The following is a 26,592-nucleotide window of genomic DNA, read 5'->3' as shown; positions in this document are numbered from 1 at the left end:
TGCCTAGTGCTATCATTGATATCAATGCAATCATTCGAGGAGTCTGGCATGGCTTCGATCACGATCCGCAACTTGGACGACCAGTTGAAGGCCCAGCTTCGCATGCAGGCGGCTAAGCATGGCCATTCCATGGAGGAGGAGGTTCGCATCATTCTGCGTACTGCCTTGAACCAGCCTCAAGCTAAGGGGCTAGGGAGTCGCATACGTGAGCGATTCGCAGAGGCGGGGGGTATCGAACTGGAGGTATCGCCCAGGGCTGATAAGCCTCGTGATACGGGCTTTGGTGCATGATTGTTCTTGATACCAATGTGATATCCGAGCTGATGCGGCCTGATCCCGATGCCCGAGTCGTCGACTGGCTGGATAGGCAAGATGCCATTTCCGTGACAATTTCCTCTATTACCGTCGCTGAAATTCTCTACGGCATCGAGCGCCTGCCCAACGGCAGGCGTAAACGTGATTTCGCCGCTATGGCGGCGGCCATGTTTGAGGAAGATTTTTCTGGGCGCATCCTTCCCTTCGATGGCGGGGCGGCTGTTAACTTCGCCGAGCAGGTCGAGAGTGTAGGAAGGCAGGTTCACATGGCCGATGCACAAATTGCGGCTATCTGCATTCAGCATGGCGCGATGTTAGCGACCCGCAACATTAAAGATTTCGAGACGTTGAGCCTTGAGACGATCAACCCTTGGGAAATAGGCTGATAGCGGCCCACTGACAGTACCTTGTAGGCACTTACTCCGCCTTTATCTTTATATGGTCCGGTTGCTTGGCTCAGTTAAGAGCGAAGTCAGCTTCGCCGCCCTCATGCGCCAATAGCCAATGCTTGCGGCCGATGCCGCCGGCGTAGCCGGTGAGGTGCCCGTCGCTGCCGATCACCCGGTGGCAGGGCACCACGATGGCCAGCGGGTTTCGACCGTTGGCCGCGCCCACTGCACGCTGCCCGCCCTTGCAACCAAGCTGCTCGGCGATTTCGGCGTAGCAGCGCGTCTCGCCGTAGGGAATGTCGGCCAGCGCCTGCCAGACCCGGCGCTGGAAGTCGGTGCCTTTCGGTGCCAGCGGCAGCGCGAAGGTCCGGCGGCGGCCCGCGAAGTATTCGGCGAGCTGGGCGCAGGCCTGCTGGGTGTGGGCGTTGGGCCGGGCCGGTTCGTCCTCTTCCATGACGAAGGCGATCTCGGTCAGCCCGGCGTCGGAGGCGCTCAGGCGAATCAAGCCGAGTGTCTCGGCCTGCGGTGGGCGGAAATAGTCCAGGGCGTCATCGTGCATTGTCTTGAATCCTCGTTGCTTCGGGGTCGTATGACCATAGCTGCAGGGTCAGGTAGCTGCGCCAAGGTGCCCCTCGGGCTGGGTCGGCGCCCGCCAGGCGGGGCAGGGCGCGGCGCACGCCGGTGTCGCCGTCCAGCCAGATATCGGGGGCGCTGGTGCCGCGCAGCGCCGCATAATGGGCCGTCCAGGGCCCGATGCCCTTGAGCGATGTCCAGGCCAACGGGTCCTCGTCGGCCTTGCCGTCGGCGAACCGGCTGGCGAGGCGTTTGAGGGTCGCCTTGCGGGCGCCGGGCATGCGCAGTTCGTTAAGTTCGCTAGCGGCGACGGCATTAGGCGTCGGGAAATGTCGGCCTAGTTCGCCGGCCGGCTCGCCTAGGGCCTCTACTAGCCGGGTGACCAGGCCCCGGGCGGCATCGGTCGAGACCTGCTGGCCGAGGATGGCGCGTACTCCGGCCTCGAAGGGTGACCAGAGGCCGGGCAGCCTGAGTCCCTCGATAAGCGCGAGATCAGGAAAGGCGTTGGCCAGGTGGGCCTCGATGGTTCCGGTGTCGGCGTCCAGGTCCAACACCCGGCGAATATGCCTCACTACCGGTGACAGCGCGCGCAGGTCGTCGAGCTCGAGCCGGACCCGGAAGGCGTGACGCTGCGGGACGTGCTCGGCGGTGAAGGAGCCCTTGGCGATGGCTTTCTCATCGCCCCAGCGAATATGCCGGCCATAGTGGTCGTCGCCCACCCACTCCAGGCCGGGAATGGCGCGGCTGGCATGGAAGTCGCGCATCGCCGACCAGGCATAGGGCGGGCGGTAGGCCAGCCACAGCGTCAGTGCTTCGTTGCACTGGCTGGCCTTGTCGCTGCCCTTGGCCGTGCGGCGTAGCGTCCGCGGCGCCAGGCCGATGCGGGTCACGAAAGCGTCGTTGAAGCGTCTCAGGCTGCGAAAGCCGCTGGCGTAGGCGATGTCGGTGATCGGCAGCGCGGTCTGGTGCAGCAGCTGCTTGGCGAACAGGCATTGGCGGTACTGGGCGTAGGCCTTGGGCGAGACACCGAATGCGTCTTGGAAAAGCCGCCGCAGGTGACGCTCGCCGACGCCGAGGCGCTCGCATAGATCGCCCAGCGAGCCATCGCGTAGGGCGCCGTCGTCGATCAGTCGCAGTGCGCGTTCCAGGGTGGTGCGGGTGCCGCGCCAGGCGGGGGAATCCGGTGCGCTGTCCGGCCGGCAGCGCAGGCAGGGCCTGAAGCCCGCCTCGGCAGCGGTCAGGGGGCCGTCGAAGTAGCGCACATTGGCTTCCTGCGGCAGCCTGGCGGGGCAGATCGGCCGGCAGTAGATGCCAGTGGTGGTCACCCCGACCACGAAGCGGCCGTCGAAGCGGGCATCACGCGCTAAGCGGGCCTGACGGCACTCGGCGGAATCCAGCATGTCGGTGCTCCTGTTTCCGACGTCTCACCGCCAGTGTAACGCGCCAGGGTCACGAGACTCGCCGGAATCGGACGTCTATGCCGCAAACGTCGGAGAGCCTACTCCGGCCGAGGTCGACGCGGCCGACAGCGACCAGGTCGCCATGCCGAGCACCTTTCGGATCTCAAGCGCTGGCGTTGGGAGCGGGGCAGGTCTTCGCCAAGAGAGACGCGCAGCCTAAGTCGCTATGCCCACCCGTCATTGGCTTCAAGCTCATGCATTGGTCAAGAGCGTTGCTTGGTGTCGGACCTCGTCGGTCAGTGCCTTCAGGGCGTTGTTGCGCTGAAGTAGGTCGATCGCGTCACGAACGGCGTGGCGAATCTCGTCGCGCTGTTCTTCCATTGTGGTCGTTCCCCGTAGCACCTCGAGTAGGGGCGTCTCCAGGTACAGGGGGTGATGGCGATTGGGCGAGGACGTCTCGAAGTGGTTATAGAAGTGCCAGCCTTTATGGGGCGTCAGTTCTTCTAGTTGTTGCACAAGTCGCCGGTAGCTCGGCAGTCCTGGGTAGATGTCGTGCAGCTCGAACGAAAAGTCGAGGATGACGCTTAGCATCATCTGGTCGGTATGCCGTTTATCCACGCGGTGGTCGCGGCCATCGAGAATCACGCCGACGAACAGGCCCGGCATCCAGTCGAGTGGGCCACCCGCAGGGATTAGCTCAAAACCCAGCCGGCCCCAACTAGAGCTAATACCGCGCCCATCATAACGCTCTACGAGCGGCCACGCTTCGTGGACCAGTGGCGTCAGCACGTTCTCCAACTGTTCTGGGAACTGCCACGCCACCGGGTAGAAAGCCACTGCCTGATGGCTGATCGGCGCCGCCGGATGCAAGCCTTCGTGCTTCAACAGGGCAAGGAAGCTTGCGATATGAAACTGCTCGGTGGGGGCCGTCAGCGTCTCGTGCTTCGCCTGTAGCAGCTGATAAACGTCTTCCCAACACAGGCAGCCATGGGCTTCCGGCCGATGCTGACCGGTATTGGCGGAGATCACGATCACCCGGGCGGCTCGGCCGGGAAATTCCGATGCCGCCAGGTCACGATATTTGTTGATCTGCTCGGCCGAGAGAGGGGCATGTACCTTGTGTTCGAAGAGCAGTGCGCCACCCGGCCATTGGGCAAGCATGTCGAGGCGCGCTCCGGGATAGGATGTTTGCGTGTCCCAGGTGACGTCCTGGTCGGCATTGGGTAGCTCGATGCGATTCGCTTCCGGCAAACGCGCCATGACCTTGTCGAGAAAGGCATCGGCGACTTCGCGGGAGTTGCGGAGCAGCCAAGCGAAAATCTCGGTGATGTAGTCCTCGAGGCTATCGCGGCCTTCTCGGGGCCGATAGCGGCGCAGACTGACCAGCAGGGAATCGTCCATCAATATAATCCTGAGAATAAGAGGCAGGCATGGGTAACAGCGAGTGGCCAGACCGCCATCCAGGCGGTATAGCGATAGCCATTAGACTTTTCCTTTAGTTACAAAAAAGTCTTGCGATGAAATCATGGCGATAGAGTTAGGTCCAACACGGCACTCGCCCATTGGCTCGGGAAATAAAAGACTGGGAACCAATATTAGATTATCCTTATGTTTTTGGCATCCCTGAAACGGCAAGTAAGCAGAACTCACTCACTTTGCTGAAGCACCATTCCCTCAAGGACGACAGCAATGAGCAACCCCGATATGCAGCTCATCGCCTTCTATCGCGGCGAAGGCGATGATCACCAAGGGCGGCGCATTCACGACATCTGGGTGCTGTCGCCGTTCTGGCTGGAACATACCCACGACTATATCCAATGGCTGTTTCCGATTCCCGAGGCAGGGCGCTTTAACAGCTTCGCTCCGCTGCTGGGAGAGATTGCGCGTGCCGCCTTTGCCGAGGATGAAACCCTGCGAGCCAATCAGCGGCGCTCACTGGATACCATGCTGGCATTCTTCGGATTGACGCGCAGGGAACTCGTCATCGAAGCGCTACCCGAGCTCAATATGCGGGAACATATCTGGCTGAAGCGCGGTGGCCATAACCACCTGAGGATCTCACGGATCATCCGCAGCCTGCATCTTTGCCACCAGCCCGAGCTGGCGGCCGCCTTCCAGCAGGCGGTGATCGAGATCGGTACCACGCAGGGTGTGGTCTCCGAGCAGTCCCTTGCTTACTGGCAAGCGGCCACGAACACCTGATGCTTTTCTCCTTGGAATGAGGCGTCATCAGGGCGCTTGGACGCTCGTCGCACCTGGCAGGCCTGCCGACGCCATCCGGCGAATCTTGGCCACGACTGAGTGGATATCGTTTCCGTGGTTGAGAGCCACAAGCTGAACTCAACAAGGAGAGCTCAACAGGGAGACTGCCGATGTATGGCGTATTGCTTCTCTGCGGCGGATTGGCAGGGGAGAGCGAAAGCTTGGGGTAACAGAGGGAATAAGCTAAAACGCAACGGGGCCGCTAAAGGCGGCCCCGAGATATCGCGATGAAACGATGGAATTATTCGGCGGTAATGACCTTCATCACCAGGTTGCCATCCATCTTGATCGGGCCGTCTTCTTTGGCGCCCAGGGTGTACTCAAAGGCGCCGGTCTTCATGCCGCCTTCTTCGCTGTGCACCATCAGCATCAGGTGATCGCCGGGCATGACGTCTTCGGTAAGTATTGCGGCCACGTCCATGTTTTCGCCTTCCTTGAGCGGCGCATAGCCAACCACCGGCCCCGGCTTCATGTCTTCGCCGGTGCGGTGGACGACCAGCCAACCGTTCTCGTTGGCCATGACTTTCTCTGCCGTCACGGTACCGCCTGAAACGGATTGATCATCGGCCCACACTGCTGGGTGCATGTCGCCGTGGTCGGCAGCCTGTGCGAAGCCGGCACCGGCGAGCAGAGAAACGGATACGAAGGCGCTTGCCATCAGTTTGTTGATCATTTTTCTCTCTCCTTGGTCTGTCGTCGCTATCGGGTCACAGCCCACTTGAGCCTGGTGGCTCAAGTGGGTGTGTAGGTAGTTACGCAAGGAGCGCATGCAGGGTTTCAGGCTCAGTGAAAAAAATTACAGCCGCTGAGCGCCGGCCTGGCCGGTGGGGTAGAGGTAGCCGTGAATAGCGGGGCCCGTGGGCTGGCCGGTGGGGGAGCCGCCGCTGGGTTCGATGCTGATGCCGAAGGTCGCGCGCTTCAGAAGCGCCGAGTCATAGTCGCTCAGGGCGTCGGCATCCAGGCTCAGGTCGTCGTTCAGCACCCCCACCGAGCGGGGATTGGGCCCGAGCGAGTCTTCCTTGATCCACAGCTGGTAGGACTTGTTGGCTAGCGGTTCGGCGGACACCGGCAATACATTCAATTGCTTATTGGAAAGGTCGACGGACAGCATGAACGCCGGCTGGCGGTCGTCTTCCTGGAACACGGCCACAAACGAAGGATCGCTTGGCGCCTTGTTCAGCGGCCCGGCCAGGATAACGGCGAGCACCAGGGCCGCGGCGGTGGCAAGGCCGGTACTCCATTGCCAGCGGACCAGCCGCCGCCGCAGGGTCGCGACCTGGGACTGGTCGCTCGCACTCGTCGCGGCCTGTTCTGGCTTCTGGGTCGGTGCCTGTTCGGCTTGCGGCCGCTGGGCCTCGGCTTCGATGGTTCGGATGCGCTGTTCGATTCTTTCCTTGAGCTCGGGGCCGGGAGCGACGGCGACGGCTTCGTCGCCCAGGGGCGCGAGGCGCGCTTCCCAGGCCTGAATCAGTGCCTCCAGTTCGGGCTCTTGCTGGCGCCGCCTGGCGACGTCGGCGCGGGTATCGGCGTCCAGGGTGCCCAGTGCGTACTCGGCGGCCAGCATGTCGAGATCGTCGTGTTGGGTCATGATGCCAGGCACCCCTTGAGCTGCTTAAGTGCGCGATGCAGCCATGTCTTGACGGTATTCACCGGCTGGTCGAAATGTGTGGCCAGGTCAGCCCGGGACCAGCCTTCCAGGTAGGCGAGCCTGACCATTTCCTGGCGGCCGTCCTCGAGGGTATCGAGGCAGTGATACAGGCGCCGGGCATCCTGCTCCTGGTGCAGCTCATCCTGAGCGGATGGCCCCTCGTCGGGCGTTTGCGCCAGGCTTTCCTCGGGTTCCCGATAGCCCTTGGGTTGGCGGCGTAGCTCGTCGATGGCCAGGTGGCGGGCGATGGTCACCATCCAGGTGATGGGCGAGGCGCGCCCTGCGTCGAAGACGGCGGCCTGCTGCCAGATCTTTACGTAGGCTTCCTGTAACACATCATCGGCGCTGCCTCTGTCTCGCAAGATACGCAGCACCGCGCCATAAAGTTTCGCCGAGGTAGCGTCATAGAGGTCCGCAAAGGCCTGGCGATCCTTCTGGGCCACGTGCTCGAGCAAGTCGCAGAGATGCGCAATGCCGGCCGATGAGGCAGGCGGCGAAGAAGCGGCGGCGGTCGAGGAAGGCCGCGAAGCATTGGGCATACAGGGGTCTCTAGTCGTGAAGCCAACAAGCCATTCAATCGCTACTGCCAAAGGCTGCTGAATATTGACGGTTACTCGGCAAGAGTGCTGCTTAGGCCTTGTGACGGTCAAGATGGCAATGCCGTTCGGCCGTAAGTGGTTAGTAGGCGGATGGCGCTGGGTGCTAGACGAGGCCTGCAAGGATCACGACCGCGCCGAAGGCCGCCACGCCTGCGGCGATGGGCCAGCCCAGCGAGCGGGTGAACCGCCAGGTGAGCAGGGTGGCGGCGACGCCGATCAAGGTGGCCAGCCAAGAAAGGGCATCGGGGTGGCGCGGCACCAGCGATACGCCGAAAAGCGCGGCGATCATCAGCGGACCCAGAATGCCAAGCCACTGGGGCAGGGCCTCGCCGCCACTCTCGCCGTCGTGTCTGCTGAGTCTGCGGCGCATCCACAGCAGAGGAATCATGCGCAGTAGCAGGGTACCGATGGCCGAGGCCAGCATGGCTAGCCAGAGGGCGTTACTCATTGTTGGCTCCCGCCGAAGCGGCATCGGCCTTCACCAGATAGAAGCATAAGGCCCCGCAGGCGGCGGCGAAGGGGATGCCGAGGTTGGTGTAGCCGGCCAGGGTGCACAGCAGGGCCACCAGGATGCTGCTGCCCAGTGCCAGGCTCCAGCGCCAGGAGGTGAAGCGGGGTATCACCAGCACCAGGAAGAGCGCCGGCAGGGCGAAGGGCATGATCTCGCCGAGCAGCGGCCAGCGGGCCATTAGCCAGTTACCGGCCACGGCGCCCAGGGCGGTGCCGGCGATCCAGCTCGCCCAGGCCAGCAAGGCGGCCCCGGTGAACCAGCCGAGGCGCTGCGCTGCGGGCAGTTGCGGCAGGCGGTGATGGGCCAAGGCGAAGACTTGGTCGGTCAGGCCGTGCATCAGCCAGGGCCACCAGCGGCTGGCGGTCAGCCAGGGCGCCAGGTTGGGGCCATAAACGACATGGCGTAGGTTGATCAGCAACGTCATGGCGATCACCAGCCACAGGGACGCGCCGCCAGCGACCATGCCGACGAAGAGGAACTGTGAAGCGCCGGCATAGATCAGTGTCGAGACGACGACCGCCTCCCAGGGGCTGAAACCGGCCTGCACACTGATCAGGCCGAAGGAGACGGCTACCGGCACATAGCCGCCCAGCAGTGGAATGGCCTCGCGTAGGCCGATCAGCCAGGGCCGGGGCGAGATGGCTTGCCGGCTCATGGGGCGGTTTCTCCAGCGGCGTAGACGATGGTGACCAGCAGCGTTGCCCAGTCCTCATGGGTGCGGTAGAGGTGCGGTCGGTCGGCCGCAAAGGCGAGGGTGTCGCCGGCCCGCAGCACGCGGGTCGCGTCTTCCGAGCCCGCCTCCAGCGTCCCGCTGATAAGGGTGAGGGTCTCCTGGGCACCCGGCGTATGCGCTTCGGCATGGCGCGAGGTGTGGGGCGCGCAGCGCATCCAGTAGACATCCACCTGGGGCCGGTCCTTGCCCTGGTCGATCAGCCGTACCTGTACGCCGTCTTCGCCCAGGGGCACGGCGATCGGCGCCACCAGGGTGCCGAAGGGCACATTTAACTGCACTGCCAGGCGCCAGATGGTGTCCAGAGTCGGGTTGCCGTTGCCCTGCTCGAGGCGTGACAGATTCGACTTGGCGATGCCGGCGGCAGCGGCTAGCTGCGACAGCGACAGTCCCTTTTCCTGGCGTAGCCGCTGCAGGTGCTGGCCCAGGGTGCCGAGCGAGAGACGGTCCATGTGGCGCGCTCCTTGAGTGTTCGTTCCACGCCTGCTCATGGCAGGCGATGTTCAATATAAAGAGTGTTCTATATAAAGAACGTTCTATAAAAGGAACGAAGCATTGTCAAGCCCAGGCTGGCGTGACTCAGTCGTTCAGGGCGTCAGCCGGCCGCCACGACGGGCACAGGCTTCTGGCCGGTCAGGGTGGTGCCGATGGAGGCGGCGATCACCAGGCCGATCGCCAGCCACTGGGTCAGGCTCAATGCCTGGCCGAGGAAGACGAGGCCGGAAAGCGCCGCGACGGCGGGTTCCAGGCTCATCAGGGTGCCGAAGGTGTGAGTCGGAAGCTTCGGCATGGCGATCATCTCGAGGGTGTAAGGCAAGGCGGTGGAGAGCACCGCCACCCCCAAGGCCAGCGGCAAGAGCGCCGGCGAGAACATCGCGGTGCCGACCTCGACGAGCCCGATCGGGAAGAAGATCAGCGCGGCGATGGTGATGCCGAGCGCGGCGGTCTGGGTGCCGTGATCGGTGCCGGCCTTCTGGCCGAACAGGATATACAGCGCCCAACAGACCCCGGCGCCCAGCGCATAGGCGGCGCCCACCGGGTCCACGTCCCAGCCGCTCTCGCCGCCGAGCAGCAGCAACAAGATCAGCCCGCTGATCGCCATCGCCACCCAGCACAGGTCGAGCCAGCGCCGGGAGTTGAGCAGGGCCACCGCCAACGGGCCGGTGAACTCCAGGGCCACGGCGATACCCAACGGAATGCGATTCAGCGCCTGATAGAAGAGCAGGTTCATCAGCCCAAGTGCGGCGCCGTAGATCGCGATGGTGCGCCAGCCGCGGGCATTGACCCGGCGCCGCCAGGGGCGCAGCACGGCCAGCAGGATGAGGGAGGCGATCAGCAGGCGCATGGCGGTGGTGCCGGTCGGGCCGATGGCCGGAAACAGCGAGGTGGCAAGCGAGGCGCCGCTCTGGATCGAGGTCATCGCCACGATCAGGATCGCCACCGGCCACAGCCGGGCCCGCATAGATGCACTCATGCTACGCTCCCCTTCTATTGAGTGTCAGTGAATCACGTTTCAGTGCCAGGAAGTGTAGCGATGAGCAGTATATTGCACAATGGGGGCGGCGAAGAAACATCGCGTCCAGACGTGCTGGTGCATGTGGCGGCCAATGTGCGCCGGCTGCGCCAGGACGCCGGGCTCAGCCAGCAGGCGCTGGCCGAGGCAGCCGGGGTTAGTCGGCGGATGCTGGTGAGCATCGAGCGCGGCGACGTCAATGTCAGCCTGACCACGCTCGATCGGCTGGCCGAGGCGCTGGGGGTGATCTTCCACGTGCTGGTGCAGCCGCCGGAAACCGAGGATTCCGCCTATATCGATGAGGTCGCCTGGGCCGGGCGTTCACCGCAAAGCTATGGTCGGCTACTGGCCAGCAAGGCGACGCGGGAAGTCGAACTGTGGCGTTGGCAGCTGGCGCCGGGTGAGCGCTATGCCTCCGAGCCTGACGCGGATGGCTGGCACGAGATGATCGTAGTGGTCGAGGGCACCCTGACGCTGCGTATCGGCGACGAGACGCGCACTCTCGTGGAGGGGGAGTTCCACGTCTTCCCGAGCGACCAGCCCTACGCCTACAGCAACGAGGGTGAAGACACGCTGCGCTTCATTCGCAACGTGCTGCATTGAGCCGGTTAGCGGAGTTAAATCCCAGCGGCCATAGAACCATGGCGCGATTTATTATACATTTGGGTAACAAGAGGCTGCTTGGCAGCCACTGCTCATCTGTAATGTGAATCGAAGGAAGCTGCATGACCAACGCGAACCCGATCCTGGGCGTCTATCTGAGTGATTCACTCGACCTGGATGCCGTCTATGGTGACGCTCTGCGCAGCGCTGCCGATGACGTCGTTCTGCGTCACCCGCACGACATCGACAACCCTGAAGATGTGCGCTTTGCGATCTGCTGGTTGCCCAGCGAGCAGGCCTTCGCGGCCTACCCCAACCTGACGCTGGCGATGTCGATCGGCGCCGGGGTCGATGCCCTGCTGGCGCACCCAGGTCTTGGCGATGAGGTGCAGATCGCCCGGGTGCGCGACCCGCATCAGGCCGACCTGATGGCAGGCTTTGCCGCGCACGAGGTGCTCCACCGCGAACGCGAGTTCGCAACGCTTGAGCGTAATGCCACCAAGGCCCACTGGGAGCCGCTGCCGATGCGGGCGCCGGCCTCCGCCAAGGTGGCAGTGCTGGGGCATGGCACCATGGGGCGCGCCGTGGTCGAGGCGGTGGCCGCGCTGGGTTTTTCCGTGCGCGTGGCCTGCCGCAGCCAGCCTGAGGCGCCGGTCAAGGGCGTGACCTACCTGACCGGCGAGCGTGCGGTGATGGAGGCATCAAATGGCGCCGATTATCTGATCAATGTGCTACCGCTGACGGCATCTACCGAGAACGTGCTCGGCAGGGCCCTGTTCACGACGCTCGCCAAGGGCGCTTGGCTGGTGCAGATCGGCCGCGGCGAGCATCTGGTCGAAGACGATCTGGTCGAGGCCCTCGAGAGTGGCCAACTGGCTGGAGCAAGCCTGGATGTCTTCCGGGAAGAGCCGCTGCCTGCCGATCATCCCTTCTGGCAGAATGAGCGCCTGCGCATCACGCCGCACATCGCCAGTGACTCCCTGCCGGAGGTGGTCGCGGGGCAGGTCATCGACACCGCCCGTGCCCTGCGCGACAACCAGCCGCTGGCGATGGGCGTCGACCGTGCCCGCGGTTACTGAGGCCAGCCCTTTCTTTTGGCCTAGAAGGGCGTTGGCTAATGAGCTCTCGTCAAGGAGCTCTTGCTAACTGGCTCTTGCCAAAGAGCTTTCGCTACGGAATTTTCGCTAAGGAGCGTCCGATGAGCCTCGATCAGCCCAAGCGTGCCACGATCAGCAACACCGAACGAGAGGCCCGCATCGCGCTGGCGGCCTGCTATCGACTGGCCGCTCACTACCGCATGACGGACCTGATCTACACCCATATCACCGCGCGGGTACCGGGTGAGAAAGGCCACTTTTTGATCAATCCCTATGGCTGGCGCTGGGAAGAGATCACCGCCTCCTCGCTGGTGAAGATCGACGTCGACGGCCGCAAGGTCGATGACAGCCCGGAGGCGGTGAACCCAGCCGGTTTCACCATCCATTCGGCGATCCATGGCGCCAGCCATGACGCGGCCTGGGTAATGCATACCCATACGCGGGCCGGGGTGGCGGTCTCATCGCTGGAAGACGGCCTCGAGACGCGGCTCAACCAGATCGCGCTGCAGTTCCATGAGCGGGTGTCCTACCACGACTACGAAGGCATCGCCCTGGACCTGGCCGAGCGCGAACGTATCGTGGCAAGCCTTGGCAACAACCCGGCGCTGATACTGCGCAACCACGGCCTGTTGACCACCGGGGCCTCGGCCGCCGAGATGTTCAACAATATGTTCTATCTCGAGCGCGCCTGCGAGCTGCAGGTGGCGGCGCAGTCCACCGGCCAGCCGCTGCGGCTGGTATCGGAAGACACCGCCCGCCATGTGGCCCGCCAGTACGATCAGACCATCCATGAAGATGGCGATCTCGAGCTCGAATGGGCGGCACATCTGCGCACCCTCGAGGCGCTGGACCCGAGCTACAGGGACTGAGTGGCATAGACGGGGCGCACGGCGAGACGCCAGCAGGACGCGCCTGGCAGTACGGGAAAAGGGGGTGGCCATTGGGCCGCCCCCTTTTTTGTGGTGCATCGTCGTGGTTCACCGGTTCTGGCTGCCAGTGAAGCCGGCAAGGCGGCCGCTAGTGCGGCACGCGGTTCTCGAGCCAGCGCAGGCCGACGATCAGGATGCCGCTCAGGCACAGATAGACGGCGACCAGGAACAGCAGCGGTTCGTAGGTCAGGTAGGTGGTCTGGCGCACTTGGGTGATCACCGCATAGAGATCCATCACCGTGATGGTGGCGACCAGCGGTGTGGACTTCAGCTGCAGGATGATCTCGCCGGTCAGCGTCGGCAGGGCGCGGTGCAGGGCACGCGGGAACCAGACGCGGGTGAAGACCTTGAGCCGAGACATGCCGAAGGCCTCGGCGGCTTCCAGCTCGCCGTGGGGCACGCCAGCAAAGGCGCCGCGCATGATCTCGCCCTGGTAGGCGGCGAACGACACGGTCAGGGCGATGAAGCCATAGGGCCAGGCTTGGCGCAGGTAGTCCCAGGCCCAGGAGTCGCGGATCTCGGGGAACTGACCGAACAGGGCGCCCAGGCCGAAATAGAACAGCCACAGCTGCAGAAGCAGCGGGGTGCCGCGAATCACGGTGCAGAAACCGGTGGCCAGCCAGCGCAGCGGCCAGACACCGCTGACCTGCGCAAGCCCTAGGGGCAGGGCAAACAGAAAGCCCACGACCACGCTCGAAAACAGCATGATCAGGGTTATCTGCAGGCCTTCCCAGAGCTTGGGCAGGTAGCGGGGCAGCCAGCTCCAGTCCATCAACAGGATCGCGGCCACCAGGCCTGCTATGAACAGCGCCAGCAGAATGAGGCGATGGGGCTCGAGCAGGCCCGACAGCTTGGTGATTGGGCTCGTTCGCGAGGGGCGCACGAGCGAGGCGAGAGAGTGGGGTTCAGACACAGGCATTCCTTGAAGTCAGCGTGCGGAGACAAGACCACGCCGTGCGTAGCGCTCGAAGCGGCGCAGGGCGAGGTTCGACACCAGCGTCAGCGCCAGGTAAAGCACGCCCGCGGCCAGGAAGAACATGATGTAGGACTGGGTGGCACCGGCGGCCTGGCGGGTCACCAGGGTCAGTTCACTGAAGCCGATCACGGCCAGCAGTGCCGTATCCTTGGTGGCGATCATCCACAGGTTGGCCATGCCGGGCAGGGCATGCGGCGTCATGGCCGGCAGCGTGACCCGGCGCAGCACCTTGCTGGGCGGCATGCCGAAGGCATGGGCCGCTTCGATCTGGCCGCGAGGAATGGCCAGAATGGCACCGCGAATGACCTCGGTCGCATAGCCGCCCTGTACCAGGCCGATGACCAGGATGCCGGCGGTCAGGCCGTCGATATTGACACTGCCGAAGCCCATGGCGGTCGAGGCCCGGCTCAGCAGGTCGGTGCCGACATAGTAGAACAGCAGCATCAGTACCAGTTCGGGCACGGCGCGGATCACCATGGTGTAGATTTCCAGCAGGTCGCGGACGACCTTGTTGCCGTAGAGCTTGCCGGTGGCGCCGAAGATGCCGATCAGGATGCCCAGCAGATAGCCACCTGCCGCCAGCTCGATCGAGCGCAGAAACCCGACCAGCAGCACCTTGCCCCAGCCGGGGGGCTCAAAGGCCAGCAGGCTTAAGTCGAAGATGGTCGTCATGGGTGGCGATTATCCTTGTGAGTAACGGATGTCCAACGGATGTCCAAGTAAACGCGGAAGGACGGAAAGGCAAAAAGACGAAGGCCGCCTCTGAGGGCGGCCTTCGCGGCGGGCATCAGCCGCCGTAGATGTCGAAATCGAAGTAGGGCGCGGTGATGTCCTCATAGGTACCATCGGCACGCATCGCGTCGATGGCGGCATTGACGCGCTCCTTGAGCTCGGTATCGCCCTGGCGCAGGCCCACCCCGATGCCCTCGCTCATCAGCTCGGCATCGCTTGCCACGGCACCGCGGTATTCACAGCAGGACTGGCCGGTCTCGGAGTGGATGAAGGTCTGCACGGCCAGGGTGTCGGCGACCACCCCGTCCAGACGGCCGGCAACCAGGTCCTGGAGCTCTTCGTTGAGGGTCTGATAGACCTTGAGGTTGGCCGTGTCGGCGAAATGCTTGCGCGCGTACTGTTCCTGGTTGGTGCCGGACTGAATACCCAGATAAGCGCCTTCAACGCCCTCGGCGGTGGGCTGCACGTCGCTTGATTTGAGCGCCACGATGCCGGTGGGGCTGGCGTAATACTTGTTGGAGAAGGCGATCTGCTCGGCGCGCTCCGGGGTGATCGACATCGAGCCGATGATCATGTCGATCTTACCGGTCTTGAGGGCCGGAATGATGCCTTCCCAAGCGACCGGCTTGAGCTCGCATTCGGCGTCCAGGCGGTCACAGAGCTCGTCGATGAAGTCGATTTCCCAGCCCGACCAGTCGCCGGCGGCATCCGGAGAATAGAAGGGGGGGTAGGGCTCGGCGGACAGGCCGATCTTGTAGGTCTCAGCCAGCGCCGGTGCGGCGAAAAGGCTCAGGCCGATCAGGCCGGCGGTCGCGGTGAGTGTCTTGAACATGGGGATTACCTCTCTTGTTTTAGGCGTTCTTGGCAGACGGGTTACATCTGCCGTTTAGGGTGTTTACGCGTGTCGTTTATGACGCCGTCGTTGATAAAGCTGTGTTGATAAAGAAAGGCCGGCGGTCAGGCCACCGAACTGATGAACTGCTTCAAGTGCGGCGACCGGGGATCGCCGAAGATCTGCTCGGGTGGGCCCTGCTCTTCGATGACGCCTTCTCGGAGGAACACCACGTGGCTTGCCACGTCTCGTGCGAAGGCCATCTCGTGGGTCACCAGCATCATGGTGCGCTGCTCGGCGGCCAGATCGCGGATCACGGATAGCACCTCGCCGACCAGCTCCGGGTCGAGCGCCGAGGTGGGTTCATCGAACAACATGGCCAGCGGATCGACCGCCAGCACCCGGGCAATGGCGGCGCGTTGCTGCTGCCCGCCGGACATGAAGCCCGGATACATCGACTGCTTGCTGCCAAGCCCGACGCGGTCGAGCAGCTTCTCGGCGCGGTGAACGGCCTCGTCGCGCTTCATGCCCAGTACGTGGATGGGTACCTCGATGACGTTTTCCAGCACCGTGCGGTGCGGCCAGAGGTTGAAGTTCTGAAAGACCATGCCGAGGTGGGCGCGGATGCGCTGGACCTGACGGCGGTCGGCGATTTCCAGGTCGCCATGGCGAGAGGCTCGCATGCGATAGGTTTCGCCTTGAATCGCTACCTCGCCCGATGTCGGGCGTTCCAGCAGGTTGATGCATCTCAGCAGCGTCGATTTACCCGAGCCCGAGCCGCCAATGATGGCGACGATATCGCCCTGGCCGGCGGTCAGGGAAATGCCCTTCAGGACCTCGAGGGAGCCGAATCGCTTGCGCAGGTCGCGTATCTCTATTGCAGGTTCGTTTGCCATTGATTCTCTCGTCTCTGGGGGCGCCCATCTGCCTCCTGGAGGGGGAAATGTCGTCATTTAGCAGGCGCTTGCAATTAGTTCCTTGTTATACGAAAGTATAACTGTAAGCCAAGTACAGCGAGATTCAAAGCCTCAATATTAAACGAAAGGCTAATTCAACGCTGTCGGTTCGGCGGCTGTCACGCCATATTTCTTAGTGAAATATTGATGGCTTTCAGATGCTTGAGTTATATCGCGGCGCCCATGAGACCTGCCTTGGCGATCTGGTCGATGAGCTACGAAAAGCGCCAAGGTGGGGTCTTCTTACCGGAAACGATGGGGACTATGAGCAGGAAATCATTTCAGCGTTGGTCCATGGACGCCCGGCGGCGCAGCTTGCTGGAAGCGACCCTGGACTGTGTGGCCGAGTACGGCATGAACGGTGCCAGCGCCCGTCGCGTGGCCGAGCGAGCGGACGTGACGGCGGGGCTGATCCGTCATTACTTCGGCTCCAAGGATGCGATGGTGAGTGCCGCCTACGGCTACCTGATCGGGCAACTGACCAGCGAAGCCGATGAGGCTGCCGAGCAGGGCGGTGCAGCGCCCGAGCAGCGCCTGGCCCGCTTCATCGTCGCCAACGTGACGGCGCCCAACCTGTCGCCCCGCAAGGTGGCGCTATGGGCCACCTTCATCGGGCGTGTCCGGACCGAGCCAGACTATGCCGACATTCACCGTGAGAGCTATCGCGAATTCCTGGTCCTGCTGGAAACGCTGATTCACCCGCTGCTGCTGGTGCTCAAGCGCCCCGCGGACCCTGTCACCTGCCAGCATTACGCCATTGCGTTGAACGCACTGATCGATGGCCTGTGGCTGGAAGGCGGGCTCGGGCACGGCCTTTATGACACGGCGCTGCTGCCAAGGATTGCGCTGAGTGCGGCGGAGGGCATCCTCGCCCTGCCGGCCAATACCCTGATGCAGCATATCGACGCCCCCTCAATGTCTTCTCAACACGTAACACGATAGGAAACGTCTCATGCGCTATGCATCGATTACCGATCGCCTGTATGACCTCGGTGGCGACAAATGGGCGGTACACAACGCCGCCAGAGCGCGCCAGGCCAAGGGCGAAGAACTCATCGAATTGAGCATCGGCGAGCCGGATATCACCACCGACCCGGCCCTGGTCGAGCACTGCATCGATGCCCTGCGGGCCGGGCGCACGCGCTATTCCAACGGGCGCGGTGAGCCGGGACTGGTGGATGCGCTGATCGAGAGCTATGCGCCGCGCTTCCCCGGCATCGGCGAAGAGAACGTGCTGTGCTTCCCCGGTACCCAGACCGCGCTGTTCGCGGTGATCCTGGCGCTGGCCGGTGAGGGCGATGGCGTGCTGAGCGGCGATCCGTACTATGCCACCTATGAAGGGGTGATTCGTGCGGCAGGGGCACATCTGCAGCCGGTGCCGCTCCGCATGGAGCACGACTTCATCATGCAGCCGGACGATCTGGCCGCCGCCATCACCCCGGAAAGCCGGGTGCTGATGCTCAATACGCCGCACAATCCTACGGGGGCGGTGCTGGATCGCGAGACGCTGGAGCAGTTGGGCAAGCTGTGCATCGAGAACGATCTGTGGATCCTCTGCGATGAGGTGTACGAGGCGCTGATCTTCGACGGCGATTTCGTCTCGCCGCTGGAAATCGAGGCGCTTCGCGAGCGCACCGTGGTGGTGTCCTCGATCTCCAAGAGCCATGCGGCCACCGGTTTCCGCAGCGGCTGGTCCATCGGTCCGGTGGAGTTCTCGCGGCGTCTGCTGCCGATCTCGGAAACCATGCTGTTCGGCAACCAGCCGTTCATCGCCGACATGACCGAGGCGGCCCTGCGCCAGCATTTCGACACCGCCGATCGCCTCTGTGAAGCCCTGGGCCGACGTGCCAAGCTGCTGCACGAGGCCGTCGGCCAGGTACCTGCGCTGTCGTCGAGCCTGCCCCAGGGTGGCATGTTTCTGATGATCGATGTCGCGAAGACCGGTCTCGACGGCGAGGCCTTCGCCTGGCGACTGCTCGAAGAACAAGGGGTCGCAGTGATGCCGGGTGCCTCCTTCGGCGATAGCGCCACGACCCTGATTCGGGTGGCACTGACGGTGCCGGACGAGGTGCTGATGCAGGCGGTCGACAGAATGGCAGCGCTTTGCCAGCGCTTGGAAGACAAGAGCTTGGAAAGCAAGGGCTTGGAAGGTAAGGGCCTGGACGCTGAGACCGACCAGACCGAGGCCGGCAGTCCGGCCTGAGCACTGTCGGATGGGCGTTTCTACCCCGCCATGGCGTCTGCCATGGCGGGGTTTTTCGTTCCAGAGCCGACGCTGGAAGCGGGGCGGGCGGTTCAGTCGCGCTCGGTGGCCGCGTCACCGGCCCGGCAGGCGGCGGCGGTGAACAGCACGTCAGTGGAGGAGTTAAGCGCCGTTTCGGTTGAATCCTGCACCACGCTGATCACAAAGCCAATCGCCACGACCTGCATGGCCACGTCGGTGGAAATGCCGAACAGGTTGGCGGCCATGGGAATGATCAGCAGTGAGCCGCCGGCCACGCCGGAGACGCCGCAGGCGGCCAGCGCCGAGACGATGCAAAGCAGCAGGGCGGTGGCGAAGTCGACGCTGATGCCCAGGGTATGGGCGGCGGCCAGCGTGATCACGGTGATGGTGATCGCCGCGCCGGACATGTTGATGGTGGCGCCCAGCGGGATCGAGATCGAATAGGTATCGGCGTGCAGGTCAAGGCGCTTGCACAGCTCCAGGTTGACCGGAATGTTGGCCGCCGAGCTACGGGTAAAGAAGGCAGTGATGGCGCTGCCACGCAGGCAGGCGAAGACCAGCGGATAGGGATTGCGGCGAGTCTTCAGGAACACGATCAGCGGGTTGGTCACCAGTGCCACGAACAGCATGCAGCCGACGATCACCAGCAGTAGCTGGCCGTAATCGAGCAGTGCACCGAGGCCAGCGGTGGCAAGCGTGCCGGCCACCAGGCCGAAGATGCCCAGCGGCGCCAGGCGGATCACCAGGCGAATGATCTGCGATACCGCATCAGCAAGGTCTGCGAGCAGGGCGCGGGTGCTATCGCTTGCCTGGCGCAGCGTCAGGCCAAGGCCGGCCGACCAGACCAGAATGGCGATGAAGTTGGCGTTCATCAGCGCGCTGACCGGATTGTCGACGGCGCTCAATACCAGGTTCTTGAGGATCTCATCGACTCCACCGGGCGGGTTGCCGGTGGCCTGAGGAGCGTCCAGTGTCAGGGTGGTCGGGAAAGCGAAGCTCGCCACCACGGCGACCAGCGCGGCCGCCAGCGTGCCGATCAGATAAAGCACCAGCACCCCGCGGATATGGGTCTGCTGGCCGCGCTGATGGCTGGCGATGGCCGCCGTGACCAAGACGAAGACCAGAATCGGTGCCACGGCCTTGAGGGCAGAAATGAACACTTGCCCCAGCAGTGACGCCGACTGGGCGAGATCGGGTGAGGTGGTAGCCAGCAGGATGCCGCAGACGATGCCGATGGCAATTTGAGCGATCAGCCCTATCCGCTGCAGGGGGCGGAAGAGGGTGTTAAGGGTTGCGATCATGACGCGTCTCTTGGAGGGTTCGGGATCGTGGGTTGCACGCAGAAGCCAGGAGTGCGCGGCGCGATTGGATCCACCTGCCAGCCGCGCCGGGCCAAAACGGGCGCGATATTCTATCATTCCCGTCGCCGCCGCGTCGGGGATCATCCCTATATCCCGCTTGAGAGCGATGCTGTCGTTGCCGTCAGGCTTGCCTAATTGCTGGACGATTTATCGCTGGGCGACCAGCCGCCTTGGCGAATCGCCGGATAGCCGGTCACGTCGAGGTTGTAAAGATACAGCCAGGCCGGGCCGAAGGCGGTGTCGTGGACGATGCGGTCGTAGGTGCCGGAGTGCGGCGCACGAACCCGGTAGTCTTCCAGCCGATCGAGGCCGGTCATGCAGCGGCTATCGACCCGGAATACCTCGATGTCGATCCCGCGAGAAGGCTCGAGCCTGGCGCCAGGGTAGGGGCCCAGATCGTAGAGAGTGGCGGTCGTCAGGGTGTCTTTACCGACGAACTCGGCGCCCTCCAACCAGTGGTGGTTGCGCAGGCCACGCTTCAGGGTGCCGTAGACGGCGACCAGTGGCGTGCGCTGAATGGCGATGGCGGGAGAGGACATGGCTCACCTGAAATTCACGAGTGGCTTGGTGTCATATCTGAAAGGCGGTGCGGCCTCTCAGCCGGCGATTTTCCCATCGAGGTGGCGTGCCAGCGAGACCACATGCTCATCGTGATGGCCTAGCCGCTCCAGCGCTGCCGCCAGGTTGAGCAGGTAGTCGCGGTTCGGGCCGCTGGCCCCTTGGGCCATGGCAATCTGGCGGGCGATGGCGTCATGGGGCGCGTCGCCGAGAAAGGCGGCGTTGTCTTCGGTGGCGAGATAGACCAGGCCTTCCGCCGACTCGCTGGCTCGACTGTCTTCATGGGCATCATCGAAGTGCAGTTCGGTGACCACGCGCAGATAGCCGTTCTTCTCCCGCACATCGAGAGGGCCGAGGGTTTCCGGCGTGATGCGATAGGCCATGCCGTGGCAGATGGCATCTGGGGCGCGCACCAGGGTCGCCACGCGCCCCGGGGCTTCGGGTGTGCCGCGATGGTCGTGGGAGCCTTGCCAGAAGCGGCGCACCCAGCCGCGAATATGCGCCGGGCGACGTTCCAGGTAAGGAAAGTCGGCTTTCCAGATCAATGAGCCATAGCCGAACAGCCAGATTTCCTGGTGACCGTCAAAATGGGTCATTTGCTGATTGATATGGGTGGTGTCGATCGTCATGGGCGTCCTGAGTAGCGTCACGCTTAGAGGTCGATTCTACCATTTGCCTGGGAGGGGCTTTAACGCAAGAAGACAGGTTGGCTCAACGCTGTGGCGTCTTGGCTGGTGGGGCTATCAAACGCAGCCGTTGGCGCTGCTTTCGCTATGCAGGGGCAGTTTTCTGACCCGTTTTCTAAAACACAAACGCAACAAGGCCCGCCGAAGCGGGCCTTGTACCTCAAACCCTAGGGTTCGAGAGGCTTTCTAATCTCGACAAGAAGTCGGAGTTTAGATGGCCTTGATGTTTGACGCCTGCAGGCCTTTCTTGCCCTGGGTGACGTCAAAGGAAACTTCCTGGCCGTCCTGCAGAGACTTGAAGCCTTCTGCCTGGATCTCGGAGAAGTGTGCGAACAGGTCGTCGCCACCGTCTGCCGGAGAAATGAAGCCGAAACCTTTAGTGTCGTTGAACCACTTAACTGTGCCAGTTGCCATTTTCAATATCCTTACGCGCAAAAGCGCTCTTACAGTTGCCGGGTGATACCCCGAGAAATAGTGGGTAAAACAAAGGAGATATACACCAGGGCTACCGAAGGACTTCGATTACAACTGACTATATTCAACTTGCTAACCAACTGAGATGCATCTTTTCACGTTGGGACCGCCGGGTCAACATTAATTCACGCGGATACCCTGAGGGCGCGTGGGGCATCCGCCACGCGCCCGCCAAGGATGGGACTTAAAGGACGTTTTTGTAGACCTTGCCGCCCTTCATGATCATCAGTAACTGCTGCTCAGGCTGCGTCAGTACGGCGATATCGTCCAGCGGGTTGTCACGCAGCACGATCAGGTCGCCACGGGCGCCGGGGATCACTTCGCCGAAGTCCCCACGGTTGCCATAGGCGTCGGCGGCGTTGCAGGTCGCGGCGCGGATCAGGTCATCCGCCGGCACCACCTCCTTGCGCAGCAGGAATTCGTTGAGCTGGTGGCACTGCATGCGACCCAACAGGTCAGAGCCGTACAGCATCTTCACACCGTGGTGCTGGGCCATTTCCAGTGCCTTGGCGCCGGCATCCAGCACGTCATAGACCTTTTGCTGGAGGTGTGGCGCCATGCCGGCCTCGACGCCTTCCCGGGCCAGGGCATCGTAGGTGGATAAGGTCGGCGTCAGGTAGGCATCGTGCTCGAGAAACAGCCGGCAGCTTTCTTCGTCCATCAGGTTGCCGTGCTCGATGGTCTTCACGCCGCGGGGAATCAGCCGGTTGATGGCGCGGGCGGTATAGGCATGGGCCATGGTGTGGATGTTGGCGGCGGTGGCTTCCTCGACGATGGCGTCGATCTCTTCCAGCGAGAACTGGGTGCTGTCGATGCGATCGGTGGGGGAGGAGACGCCGCCGGATGCCATGATCTTGAGCTGAGTGGCGCCCTTGCGGATCTCATCCCGAGCGGCGCGGCGGACCTCGCTGACGCCATCGCAGACACGTCCCAGTCCCGAGCAGCAGAAGCAGCCCTCGAAGGTCTGTTGGCCCGGGCCACGCATGTCGCCGTGGCCGCCGGTCTGCGACAGCGCCCGGCCGGCATACAGAAGGCGTGGGCCGATCAGGCTGTCTTCCTCGACGGCGTTGGCCAGGCCATGGTCGGCGCCGCCGGCATCACGCACGCTGGTAAAGCCGCGCATCAGCATGTCTTTCAGCAGCTCGCTGGACTTTGCCCCCACATAGAACGGCGACAGCGTTTCGAGCAGCGCGAAATTCGGGGTGATGGCGGTAACGTGCACATGGGAGTCGACCAGGCCGGGCATCAAATAGCGGCCTTCAAGGTCGATGACCTGATCGTCTTCGCCCTCGAGCGGGTCGGCACCGATCGCGACGATGCGGCCATCCTGGATGCGCACCTGTTGGTCAGGCAGCACTTTACCCTGGCGGGTATCGATGACGTTGGCATTGGTGAAGCGTGTACGGGTGGCGTGTGTTGTCGTCATTGTTTTTCCTCGAGCTGACGGATCAGAACATTTGTTGTGGGAGATAAAGCGAGAGTGCCGGAATCATCACGATCAGCAGCAGGGCGATGATGTCCATGGCGATGAACCAGCTGACACCGCGAAAGACCTCTTGAAGGGTGACGCTTTTGCCAAGCGCGCCCTTGATGACGTAGACGTTCAGGCCGATGGGGGGCGTGACCAGGCCGACCTCGAGCAGCTTGACGACGATGATGCCGAACCACACCAGGTTCAGGTCGGCCCCCTCGACCAGCGGCAGGATCAACGGCAGGGTCAGCAGCAGTAGCCCGATGGAGTCGATGAACATGCCCAGTACCAGGTAGATCACGGCCACGGCGAGGATGATCCACCAGCTTTCGGTGCTGACACTGAGGATCATTTCCGAGAAGGCCGTGGGCACACCGCTCAGGGCCAGGAAGCGGGTGAAGAACAGCGAGCCGATCAGGATAATGAAGATGCTGGCGGTGCTGACCGCGGTTTGCATCAGCGCCTGCTTGAGTGCATCCACCGTCAGCGTGCGCCGCGACAGGGCGATCAAGGCGGCGATGGAGGTGCCGACGGCACCCGCCTCGGTTGGCGAGAAAATGCCGCTGAAGATACCGCCCAGTACGGCGCCGATCAGCAGCGGCAGCGGCCAGATTTCCTTGAACGCGTCCCACTTCTCCTGCCAGCTCGACTGCACGTTGGCATGGCCGGCGAGGCTGGGCTTGAGGTGGGTTCGCACCATGATCATCACGATGTAGAGCAGCGCCGAGACGATGCCGGGCAGGAAGCCGGCCATGAACAGCTGGCCTACCGACACCTGTGCATAAACGCCGTACAGCACCAGCAGCACGCTGGGCGGAATCAACGATCCCAGGGTGCCAGAGGCCGCCACGGTGCCGGTTGCCAGGCCCCGGTCATAGTTGTGCTTGAGCATTTCCGGCACGGCGATACGCGACATGGCCGCCGAGGTGGCCACGCTCGAGCCCGAGGCCGCTGCAAAGAAGGCCGAGGCCATGACGCTGGACACCGCCAGTCCGCCCGGGAGACGAGCCAGGTACAGGCGCATGGCCTGAAACAGGCCCTGGGTCATGTTGGTGGTGGTGCACAGGTAGCCCATGAACAGGAACATGGGAGCAGCGGTCAGCTCCCAGGTGCCGGCAAAGTCGAAGGGGGTCGCGGAAATCATGCCCCAGGCGATCGAGAAGTTGGTGATCTGGCTGATGCCGACGATCGATACCAGGCCCAGCGTCACGCCGATAGGTACGCGTAAGGCGATCAGGGTCAGGGCGATGGCAATGCCTGCCACGCCGATCTCGAGATTGGTCATGCTGGTGCTCCTAGAGGGCGTGACGCAGGCGGATGGCCTTGATCATGTTGGCAAGCGTTGCCAGGCACATGGCGGCGAAACCGAGCGGCAACGCCCAGCGGCTGGGCCACAGGTAGAAGGTGAAGTTGGCCATGGCGGTTTCCAGTCTGCCGGTGGCGCGCAGAGCATCCAGCAGGCTTTGGTAGCCAAGCAGGCCGAAATAGGCGAGACCCAGCAGGCCAGCAAACAGGTAGAGGGCGAGCTGTACGCCCGCGGGAAACCGAGTGACCAGCACATCGACACTGATATGCTCGCGCTTGAGTTCCACGTAGGCCAGGGGCAGGAAGACCACGCCGATCATGTAATAGAAGGACACCACTTCCAGCGTGCCGGGAAAGGAGGTGCCTATCAGGAAGCGCAGGGTGACATCCAGGGTGACATGCAGCGCCATCAAGGCCAGGAACAGGGTCGATGCCGCCAGCGTTGCCTTGCTTAGCCAAGCGCTGACGATCTCGAGTCGGGTGCCCTCAGTCGTCATATGTGGATCCTCCGCTGTGGCGCGGTGCGTTCGCTGAACCCCTGGTCGATCAGGGTCTGTTTCCAGAACGTCAGCATGTCGCGATAGAGCGCCGGGTCGTCGCGCCAGATGCTCTGGGCGCCCATGCCGCGCATCATGCACAGGGTGGCGTTCAGGGCGACGCGCTTCTCGTGGGAGCTATGCCGGGTGCTGAGCAGAAGCTGCTCCCAGATGGCCTCGAGTGAGGCATTGAAGCGGGCGGCCAGGGGCTCGAGGACTTCCTTGATCGACGCGTCGGTTCGAGCGGCCGTGAGGTACTCCAGGGTGACCATGTAAAGGTTGCCCTTGAAGTGGTCATGCAGGGTGTCGATCAGCGTATCGAAATCCAGCGTGCCCGCCTTGATGCCGTCAGCCATTTCTTTGACGCTTACGACCTCCTGGTTGAGCAGGTCTTCAAGGGCGGCCTGCATCAACGCCTCCTTGGAAGGGTAGTGGTGCATCAGTGCGCCCCTTGACACACCGGCTTGACGCGCCACGTCGACCGTCGAGGTGGCGCGGATTCCCTTCTCCAGAATGCACTCCAGCGTGCCTTGCATGATCTTCGCTTGGGTCTGGCGTGAGCGTTCTTCCTGAGTCTGACGTTGGCTCATCGTTGTGCCTCCTCGGTTGGCTAGGCAATGTCTGAAAAGTACTGCGCTCGTCGATGTTTCAGACACAGCCTAAGGGTCGCCAGAGGGGCCGCCGAGAGCGGCCCCAGGAGTTGGCGGTATCAGTAAATGCCGTAGTCGGCGGGCAGGGTGTCGTAGATCTCACGCATGGCCAGTTCTGCCAGGGCGTCTTCGTCATGACGGTCGACGTCGGCAAGCAGTTTGACCCACTTGGCATGGGTAGCCAGGAAGTCATCGATCAGTGCCTGGGCATCTTCGATGCCGTATTTGTCACGTGCCGTGTCGTAGACGTCCGTCAGAGCCTGCTCGCGAAACGCTTCGACGGAAGCCATCAGGTCCTCTTCAGGCTCATAGACGTTGTTGCCCTTGTCGATCGCTTCTTCGAGGGCGGCATCGGCGGTGTCCAGGTACTGGACGATCATGCGGGTCATCGCCTTGGCGGTGGCTTGCTTGAAGACATCGCGCTGATCATCGCTGAGGTCGGCCCAGAACGACGGGTTGAAGCCCCACTGCGGGCCTGACCAGTACATGCCGGTCGGCAACAGCGTGGTGTATTCGGCGACTTCCCAAAGCGAGCGGTCGATCAGGTCGTTGGCGGCGTTGGTGGCACAGTCCAGCGAGCCTCGATCCAGGCCACTGTACATTTCGCTGGAGGGCACATTGACCGGTATGCCACCTGCCTGCTCGACCCAGGCCGAGACCGTAGAGCCGGCGGTGCGGATCCGCTTGCCGCGCAGTTCTTCGAGATTACGCACCGGCTCGCGGCAGAACAGCACATAGGGCGGGGTGTTGTAGGCGCCGAGATAGACGATGCCGACGTCTTCCCATTCCTGGAGCTGGGCGGCGTTATGGGTGCTGAAGTCGGTCACGGCGAGGATGCCGATCAGCGGGTCATCGAAATTGAACCCCAGCTCCTGGATGGCATTGGCGACCGGTAGTTCGGAGGGCGTGTAGACGGCGGCATGGTGAGCCACCTGCACCACATTGTCGCGAATGCCCTGCAGGTTGGCGCGCGGCGCCAGCAGCACGGTGCCGGTGAAGACTTCCGGCTGCAGCTCGCCGTCGGATAGTTCTTTAACGGTCTCCGCCCATTCGATATAGCCGTACCGAGAGTGCGGATGCTGCTGGTCGTAAAAGGAATTGGCGATGAATGACGTGGCGGCCATGGCTGAGGTCGCGAAGGCAGGAAGGGCAAGGGCGGCCACTCCCAAGGCAAGTCGGGTGGACTTGAATTGCATGGTTCTCTCCAGTGCCGTGACGGTCGGCAGATTGTTGCTATTGTGATACCAGTCACCTGGGCAAGA

31 protein-coding genes are annotated in these 26,592 nt (G+C 63.0%); 8 read left to right on the top strand and 23 right to left on the bottom strand.

What is annotated here, in order from left to right:
* Positions 1-48: 48 nt before the first annotated feature.
* Complete coding sequence (locus tag HUS66_RS00340; protein ID WP_175069016.1) at positions 49-291, top strand: FitA-like ribbon-helix-helix domain-containing protein; 243 nt, start codon at positions 49-51, stop codon at positions 289-291.
* Positions 288-701, top strand: coding sequence for a type II toxin-antitoxin system VapC family toxin (locus tag HUS66_RS00335; protein ID WP_175069015.1), 414 nt, complete (start codon positions 288-290; stop codon positions 699-701). The genes HUS66_RS00340 and HUS66_RS00335 overlap by 4 nt, the downstream gene beginning before the upstream one ends.
* 70 nt (positions 702-771) lie before the next feature.
* Here HUS66_RS00335 and HUS66_RS00330 read toward each other — a convergent pair whose 3' ends face one another.
* The 3 genes from HUS66_RS00330 to HUS66_RS00320 all read right to left on the bottom strand — a co-directional run bounded on the left by HUS66_RS00330 (position 772) and on the right by HUS66_RS00320 (position 4,078).
* Positions 772-1,263, bottom strand: coding sequence for a methylated-DNA--[protein]-cysteine S-methyltransferase (locus HUS66_RS00330; RefSeq protein WP_175069014.1), 492 nt, complete (start codon positions 1,261-1,263; stop codon positions 772-774).
* Positions 1,253-2,677 carry a DNA-3-methyladenine glycosylase 2 family protein gene (locus tag HUS66_RS00325; RefSeq protein ID WP_175069013.1) on the bottom strand — a complete coding sequence of 475 codons (1,425 nt, stop codon included), beginning with the start codon at positions 2,675-2,677 and terminating at the stop codon, positions 1,253-1,255. The genes HUS66_RS00330 and HUS66_RS00325 overlap by 11 nt, the downstream gene beginning before the upstream one ends.
* A 252-nt stretch (positions 2,678-2,929) precedes the next feature.
* Entirely contained in the window at positions 2,930-4,078 is a 1,149-nt protein-coding gene (locus HUS66_RS00320) for a PD-(D/E)XK nuclease family protein (RefSeq protein ID WP_175069012.1), read from the bottom strand.
* Positions 4,079-4,366: 288 nt separating this feature from the next.
* Between HUS66_RS00320 and HUS66_RS00315 the strand changes: the two genes are divergently transcribed.
* A complete protein-coding gene (locus HUS66_RS00315) occupies positions 4,367-4,879 on the top strand; it encodes an opioid growth factor receptor-related protein (RefSeq protein ID WP_175069011.1) in 513 nt (170 codons plus the stop codon).
* 301 nt (positions 4,880-5,180) lie between these two features.
* Here the strand turns inward: HUS66_RS00315 and HUS66_RS00310 are convergent, their stop codons facing one another.
* The 7 genes from HUS66_RS00310 to rhtA form a co-directional block, all read right to left on the bottom strand.
* The gene (locus HUS66_RS00310) at positions 5,181-5,612 is read right to left on the bottom strand and encodes a DUF7282 domain-containing protein (protein WP_175069010.1); all 432 of its coding nucleotides are present in this window, start codon (positions 5,610-5,612) and stop codon (positions 5,181-5,183) included.
* Positions 5,613-5,735: 123 nt separating this feature from the next.
* The gene (locus tag HUS66_RS00305) at positions 5,736-6,527 is read right to left on the bottom strand and encodes an anti-sigma factor (RefSeq protein ID WP_175069009.1); all 792 of its coding nucleotides are present in this window, start codon (positions 6,525-6,527) and stop codon (positions 5,736-5,738) included.
* The gene (locus HUS66_RS00300) at positions 6,524-7,126 is read right to left on the bottom strand and encodes a sigma-70 family RNA polymerase sigma factor (RefSeq protein WP_175069008.1); all 603 of its coding nucleotides are present in this window, start codon (positions 7,124-7,126) and stop codon (positions 6,524-6,526) included. The genes HUS66_RS00305 and HUS66_RS00300 overlap by 4 nt, the downstream gene beginning before the upstream one ends.
* A 163-nt stretch (positions 7,127-7,289) precedes the next feature.
* On the bottom strand, positions 7,290-7,634 hold the full coding sequence (locus HUS66_RS00295) for an AzlD domain-containing protein (protein ID WP_175069007.1): 345 nt from the start codon (positions 7,632-7,634) through the stop codon (positions 7,290-7,292).
* Positions 7,627-8,352, bottom strand: a complete 726-nt coding sequence (locus tag HUS66_RS00290) for an AzlC family ABC transporter permease (RefSeq protein ID WP_175069006.1) — start codon at positions 8,350-8,352, stop codon at positions 7,627-7,629. The genes HUS66_RS00295 and HUS66_RS00290 overlap by 8 nt, the downstream gene beginning before the upstream one ends.
* On the bottom strand, positions 8,349-8,879 hold the full coding sequence (locus HUS66_RS00285) for a helix-turn-helix domain-containing protein (protein ID WP_175069005.1): 531 nt from the start codon (positions 8,877-8,879) through the stop codon (positions 8,349-8,351). Before HUS66_RS00285 ends, HUS66_RS00290 begins: the two co-directional genes overlap by 4 nt.
* A gap of 143 nt (positions 8,880-9,022) precedes the next feature.
* Complete coding sequence (rhtA, locus tag HUS66_RS00280; protein ID WP_175069004.1) at positions 9,023-9,901, bottom strand: threonine/homoserine exporter RhtA; 879 nt, start codon at positions 9,899-9,901, stop codon at positions 9,023-9,025.
* Positions 9,902-9,961: 60 nt separating this feature from the next.
* On the opposite strand from rhtA, the gene HUS66_RS00275 reads away from it, so the two are divergent.
* The 3 genes from HUS66_RS00275 (at position 9,962) to HUS66_RS00265 (ending at position 12,509) form a co-directional block, all read left to right on the top strand.
* The gene (locus HUS66_RS00275; protein WP_175069003.1) at positions 9,962-10,543 is read left to right on the top strand and encodes a helix-turn-helix domain-containing protein; all 582 of its coding nucleotides are present in this window, start codon (positions 9,962-9,964) and stop codon (positions 10,541-10,543) included.
* Between the two features lie 122 nt (positions 10,544-10,665).
* Complete coding sequence (locus tag HUS66_RS00270) at positions 10,666-11,622, top strand: NAD(P)-dependent oxidoreductase (RefSeq protein WP_175069002.1); 957 nt, start codon at positions 10,666-10,668, stop codon at positions 11,620-11,622.
* A gap of 119 nt (positions 11,623-11,741) precedes the next feature.
* Positions 11,742-12,509, top strand: a complete 768-nt coding sequence (locus HUS66_RS00265; protein ID WP_175069001.1) for a class II aldolase/adducin family protein — start codon at positions 11,742-11,744, stop codon at positions 12,507-12,509.
* 148 nt (positions 12,510-12,657) lie between these two features.
* Here the strand turns inward: HUS66_RS00265 and HUS66_RS00260 are convergent, their stop codons facing one another.
* From HUS66_RS00260 to HUS66_RS00245, 4 genes are all read right to left on the bottom strand, one after another.
* Positions 12,658-13,488 carry an ABC transporter permease gene (locus tag HUS66_RS00260; RefSeq protein ID WP_175069000.1) on the bottom strand — a complete coding sequence of 277 codons (831 nt, stop codon included), beginning with the start codon at positions 13,486-13,488 and terminating at the stop codon, positions 12,658-12,660.
* Positions 13,489-13,497: 9 nt separating this feature from the next.
* Entirely contained in the window at positions 13,498-14,217 is a 720-nt protein-coding gene (locus HUS66_RS00255; RefSeq protein WP_175068999.1) for an ABC transporter permease, read from the bottom strand.
* 115 nt (positions 14,218-14,332) lie between these two features.
* Positions 14,333-15,109 (bottom strand): transporter substrate-binding domain-containing protein, encoded by a 777-nt coding sequence (locus tag HUS66_RS00250; protein ID WP_175068998.1) that lies wholly within the window; start codon positions 15,107-15,109, stop codon positions 14,333-14,335.
* Between the two features lie 125 nt (positions 15,110-15,234).
* Positions 15,235-16,005, bottom strand: a complete 771-nt coding sequence (locus HUS66_RS00245) for an ABC transporter ATP-binding protein (protein ID WP_175068997.1) — start codon at positions 16,003-16,005, stop codon at positions 15,235-15,237.
* A gap of 324 nt (positions 16,006-16,329) precedes the next feature.
* Between HUS66_RS00245 and HUS66_RS00240 the strand changes: the two genes are divergently transcribed.
* On the top strand, positions 16,330-17,007 hold the full coding sequence (locus HUS66_RS00240; protein ID WP_254628633.1) for a TetR family transcriptional regulator C-terminal domain-containing protein: 678 nt from the start codon (positions 16,330-16,332) through the stop codon (positions 17,005-17,007).
* A gap of 10 nt (positions 17,008-17,017) precedes the next feature.
* The gene (locus HUS66_RS00235; protein WP_254628632.1) at positions 17,018-18,268 is read left to right on the top strand and encodes a pyridoxal phosphate-dependent aminotransferase; all 1,251 of its coding nucleotides are present in this window, start codon (positions 17,018-17,020) and stop codon (positions 18,266-18,268) included.
* A 92-nt stretch (positions 18,269-18,360) separates the two neighbouring features.
* Here the strand turns inward: HUS66_RS00235 and sstT are convergent, their stop codons facing one another.
* The 9 genes from sstT to HUS66_RS00190 all read right to left on the bottom strand — a co-directional run bounded on the left by sstT (position 18,361) and on the right by HUS66_RS00190 (position 26,526).
* Positions 18,361-19,590, bottom strand: a complete 1,230-nt coding sequence (sstT, locus tag HUS66_RS00230) for a serine/threonine transporter SstT (RefSeq protein ID WP_175068996.1) — start codon at positions 19,588-19,590, stop codon at positions 18,361-18,363.
* A gap of 191 nt (positions 19,591-19,781) precedes the next feature.
* Positions 19,782-20,189: a gamma-glutamylcyclotransferase family protein gene (locus tag HUS66_RS00225; protein ID WP_175068995.1), complete on the bottom strand. Its 408-nt coding sequence runs from the start codon at positions 20,187-20,189 to the stop codon at positions 19,782-19,784.
* A 57-nt stretch (positions 20,190-20,246) separates the two neighbouring features.
* Positions 20,247-20,837, bottom strand: a complete 591-nt coding sequence (locus tag HUS66_RS00220) for a gamma-glutamylcyclotransferase (RefSeq protein ID WP_175068994.1) — start codon at positions 20,835-20,837, stop codon at positions 20,247-20,249.
* A 267-nt stretch (positions 20,838-21,104) separates the two neighbouring features.
* Positions 21,105-21,308 carry a cold-shock protein gene (locus HUS66_RS00215; protein ID WP_092527654.1) on the bottom strand — a complete coding sequence of 68 codons (204 nt, stop codon included), beginning with the start codon at positions 21,306-21,308 and terminating at the stop codon, positions 21,105-21,107.
* Between the two features lie 244 nt (positions 21,309-21,552).
* The gene (locus HUS66_RS00210) at positions 21,553-22,794 is read right to left on the bottom strand and encodes a metal-dependent hydrolase family protein (protein WP_175068993.1); all 1,242 of its coding nucleotides are present in this window, start codon (positions 22,792-22,794) and stop codon (positions 21,553-21,555) included.
* A 22-nt stretch (positions 22,795-22,816) separates the two neighbouring features.
* Positions 22,817-24,124: a TRAP transporter large permease gene (locus tag HUS66_RS00205; protein WP_175068992.1), complete on the bottom strand. Its 1,308-nt coding sequence runs from the start codon at positions 24,122-24,124 to the stop codon at positions 22,817-22,819.
* Between the two features lie 10 nt (positions 24,125-24,134).
* Complete coding sequence (locus HUS66_RS00200) at positions 24,135-24,641, bottom strand: TRAP transporter small permease (RefSeq protein WP_175068991.1); 507 nt, start codon at positions 24,639-24,641, stop codon at positions 24,135-24,137.
* Positions 24,638-25,270: a TetR/AcrR family transcriptional regulator gene (locus HUS66_RS00195; RefSeq protein ID WP_175068990.1), complete on the bottom strand. Its 633-nt coding sequence runs from the start codon at positions 25,268-25,270 to the stop codon at positions 24,638-24,640. The genes HUS66_RS00200 and HUS66_RS00195 overlap by 4 nt, the downstream gene beginning before the upstream one ends.
* Before the next feature lie 119 nt (positions 25,271-25,389).
* A complete protein-coding gene (locus HUS66_RS00190; RefSeq protein ID WP_175068989.1) occupies positions 25,390-26,526 on the bottom strand; it encodes a C4-dicarboxylate TRAP transporter substrate-binding protein in 1,137 nt (378 codons plus the stop codon).
* Positions 26,527-26,592 lie beyond the last annotated feature (66 nt).

This window comes from Onishia taeanensis (assembly GCF_013349955.1).
In the GTDB taxonomy this organism is placed as follows: Bacteria; Pseudomonadota; Gammaproteobacteria; order Pseudomonadales; family Halomonadaceae; genus Onishia; species Onishia taeanensis_B.
This window is presented reverse-complemented; position numbering and strand designations above follow the sequence as displayed.

Coding starts and splice junctions, on each gene's coding strand:
- sstT (WP_175068996.1), bottom strand. CDS start 19,590: ATGATCGCAACCCTTAACACCCTCTTCCGCCCCCTGCAGCGGATAGGG.
- HUS66_RS00255 (WP_175068999.1), bottom strand. CDS start 14,217: ATGACGACCATCTTCGACTTAAGCCTGCTGGCCTTTGAGCCCCCCGGC.
- HUS66_RS00220 (WP_175068994.1), bottom strand. CDS start 20,837: ATGACGATCGACACCACCCATATCAATCAGCAAATGACCCATTTTGAC.
- HUS66_RS00215 (WP_092527654.1), bottom strand. CDS start 21,308: ATGGCAACTGGCACAGTTAAGTGGTTCAACGACACTAAAGGTTTCGGC.
- HUS66_RS00300 (WP_175069008.1), bottom strand. CDS start 7,126: ATGCCCAATGCTTCGCGGCCTTCCTCGACCGCCGCCGCTTCTTCGCCG.
- HUS66_RS00190 (WP_175068989.1), bottom strand. CDS start 26,526: ATGCAATTCAAGTCCACCCGACTTGCCTTGGGAGTGGCCGCCCTTGCC.
- HUS66_RS00275 (WP_175069003.1), top strand. CDS start 9,962: ATGAGCAGTATATTGCACAATGGGGGCGGCGAAGAAACATCGCGTCCA.
- HUS66_RS00290 (WP_175069006.1), bottom strand. CDS start 8,352: ATGAGCCGGCAAGCCATCTCGCCCCGGCCCTGGCTGATCGGCCTACGC.
- HUS66_RS00325 (WP_175069013.1), bottom strand. CDS start 2,677: ATGCTGGATTCCGCCGAGTGCCGTCAGGCCCGCTTAGCGCGTGATGCC.
- HUS66_RS00270 (WP_175069002.1), top strand. CDS start 10,666: ATGACCAACGCGAACCCGATCCTGGGCGTCTATCTGAGTGATTCACTC.
- HUS66_RS00310 (WP_175069010.1), bottom strand. CDS start 5,612: ATGATCAACAAACTGATGGCAAGCGCCTTCGTATCCGTTTCTCTGCTC.
- HUS66_RS00335 (WP_175069015.1), top strand. CDS start 288: ATGATTGTTCTTGATACCAATGTGATATCCGAGCTGATGCGGCCTGAT.
- HUS66_RS00245 (WP_175068997.1), bottom strand. CDS start 16,005: ATGGCAAACGAACCTGCAATAGAGATACGCGACCTGCGCAAGCGATTC.
- HUS66_RS00295 (WP_175069007.1), bottom strand. CDS start 7,634: ATGAGTAACGCCCTCTGGCTAGCCATGCTGGCCTCGGCCATCGGTACC.
- HUS66_RS00285 (WP_175069005.1), bottom strand. CDS start 8,879: ATGGACCGTCTCTCGCTCGGCACCCTGGGCCAGCACCTGCAGCGGCTA.
- HUS66_RS00260 (WP_175069000.1), bottom strand. CDS start 13,488: ATGCCTGTGTCTGAACCCCACTCTCTCGCCTCGCTCGTGCGCCCCTCG.
- HUS66_RS00265 (WP_175069001.1), top strand. CDS start 11,742: ATGAGCCTCGATCAGCCCAAGCGTGCCACGATCAGCAACACCGAACGA.
- HUS66_RS00340 (WP_175069016.1), top strand. CDS start 49: ATGGCTTCGATCACGATCCGCAACTTGGACGACCAGTTGAAGGCCCAG.
- HUS66_RS00315 (WP_175069011.1), top strand. CDS start 4,367: ATGAGCAACCCCGATATGCAGCTCATCGCCTTCTATCGCGGCGAAGGC.
- HUS66_RS00305 (WP_175069009.1), bottom strand. CDS start 6,527: ATGACCCAACACGACGATCTCGACATGCTGGCCGCCGAGTACGCACTG.
- HUS66_RS00225 (WP_175068995.1), bottom strand. CDS start 20,189: ATGTCCTCTCCCGCCATCGCCATTCAGCGCACGCCACTGGTCGCCGTC.
- HUS66_RS00235 (WP_254628632.1), top strand. CDS start 17,018: ATGCGCTATGCATCGATTACCGATCGCCTGTATGACCTCGGTGGCGAC.
- HUS66_RS00320 (WP_175069012.1), bottom strand. CDS start 4,078: ATGGACGATTCCCTGCTGGTCAGTCTGCGCCGCTATCGGCCCCGAGAA.
- HUS66_RS00330 (WP_175069014.1), bottom strand. CDS start 1,263: ATGCACGATGACGCCCTGGACTATTTCCGCCCACCGCAGGCCGAGACA.
- HUS66_RS00200 (WP_175068991.1), bottom strand. CDS start 24,641: ATGACGACTGAGGGCACCCGACTCGAGATCGTCAGCGCTTGGCTAAGC.
- rhtA (WP_175069004.1), bottom strand. CDS start 9,901: ATGAGTGCATCTATGCGGGCCCGGCTGTGGCCGGTGGCGATCCTGATC.
- HUS66_RS00210 (WP_175068993.1), bottom strand. CDS start 22,794: ATGACGACAACACACGCCACCCGTACACGCTTCACCAATGCCAACGTC.
- HUS66_RS00195 (WP_175068990.1), bottom strand. CDS start 25,270: ATGAGCCAACGTCAGACTCAGGAAGAACGCTCACGCCAGACCCAAGCG.
- HUS66_RS00240 (WP_254628633.1), top strand. CDS start 16,330: ATGAGCAGGAAATCATTTCAGCGTTGGTCCATGGACGCCCGGCGGCGC.
- HUS66_RS00250 (WP_175068998.1), bottom strand. CDS start 15,109: ATGTTCAAGACACTCACCGCGACCGCCGGCCTGATCGGCCTGAGCCTT.
- HUS66_RS00205 (WP_175068992.1), bottom strand. CDS start 24,124: ATGACCAATCTCGAGATCGGCGTGGCAGGCATTGCCATCGCCCTGACC.